This window comes from Microvirga roseola (assembly GCF_020866965.1).
GTDB classification, from domain to species: domain Bacteria; phylum Pseudomonadota; class Alphaproteobacteria; order Rhizobiales; family Beijerinckiaceae; genus Microvirga; species Microvirga roseola.
The window spans coordinates 1-1,225 of the sequence record NZ_JAJATX010000155.1; the positions used below are offsets into that span (position 1 = coordinate 1).

Consider the following 1,225-nt stretch of genomic DNA (forward strand, 5'->3'; position numbering starts at 1 on the left):
AGGGTTGAGAGGCTGTGACGTTCGGTGGGGATTACCGTGTCAGTGAACCTTTTATAGGATACGATTATATCGCATACAACATAATCGAGCGCAGGTCAGCTATGCAATAATGGCGCTTGCTATTATGTCGCAAGCGATATATATTCGCCCGTTTCGATGCGAGCCCTTGCCATGACCAAAGCCCCTGTCGACCTCGACCTGTCCAACTTCCTGTGCTTTGCGGTCTATTCCGCCAACAGCGCGATTGGCCGTGCCTATAAGCCGATCCTGGATCGGCTCGGCCTGACCTATCCGCAGTACCTGGCCATGGTGTGCCTGTGGAAGAAGGACGGCCAGACGGTGGGCGAGATCGGCGAGCAACTGCTGCTGGAAACCAGCACGCTTACCCCCCTACTGAAGCGACTTGAGGCGGCAGGTCTCGTGAAGCGGGTCCGGGACACGCAGGATGAGCGTGTGGTGCGCATCAGCCTCACCGAGGAGGGCCGGTCTTTGAAGACCAAGGCTAAGGTCGTGCCGAACGAGATCGCCGCCATCATGGCGGCGTCCAACGTGCAGATCGAGGAGCTGCGCGACGCCCTCGTCGCCCTCCGCGACGGGATCAAAGAGCAGGCCGCTCCATAAATGATGGAGTGGACGGCGCCTGCTCCCGGCAGTGCCCTTCATATAGGGTGATTGCCTCAGCGCCAGACAGGGAGCCGCTCCGATGCAAGTCACGACAGTTGGTCTCGATATCGCCAAGCACGTGTTTCAGGTCCACGGCATTGATGATGCAGGACAGGTTCTGATCCGCCGTCAGCTCCGTCGCAGTGAGATGATCAGCTTCTTCTGCCGGTTGCCACCTTGCCTGATCGGGATGGAGGCCTGCTCCACGGCGCACTTCTGGGCGCGGGAGCTGACTGCCCTTGGCCATGAGGTTCGGCTGGTGCCCGCCACTTACGTCAAACCGTATGTTAAACGCGGCAAAAGCGATGCCCTTGATGCCGAGGGCGTTTGCAGGATTGGTGAGGTGGTGATGGTGTGATGACGAACCGGTCGAGCCGGGGATCAGACGAGCCCGAGAAGGCTGTTGCGTTCAGACGCAGCATAAACGATGGGGAGCTGATCCGCGAACTTCATCAGGGCCAGCGGTCATGTGGACCGCACGACAAGGCCGAACACATGGCTGCACCCGACCAAAGCGTCAAAACACCAAGAGCCCTCTTGCCACGCAGGCGCCGTCCACACA

At 59.5% G+C, this 1,225-nt stretch carries 1 protein-coding gene and 1 pseudogene; both read left to right on the top strand.

From position 1 onward, the window contains the following. Window positions 1–171 precede the first annotated feature (171 nt). Window positions 172–621, top strand: a complete 450-nt coding sequence (locus tag LG661_RS24620) for a MarR family winged helix-turn-helix transcriptional regulator (RefSeq protein ID WP_230534630.1) — start codon at window positions 172–174, stop codon at window positions 619–621. Between the two features lie 82 nt (window positions 622–703). Next, window positions 704–994, top strand: a pseudogene (locus LG661_RS24625) (IS110 family transposase); the annotation flags it as partial. Window positions 995–1,225: the final 231 nt, after the last annotated feature.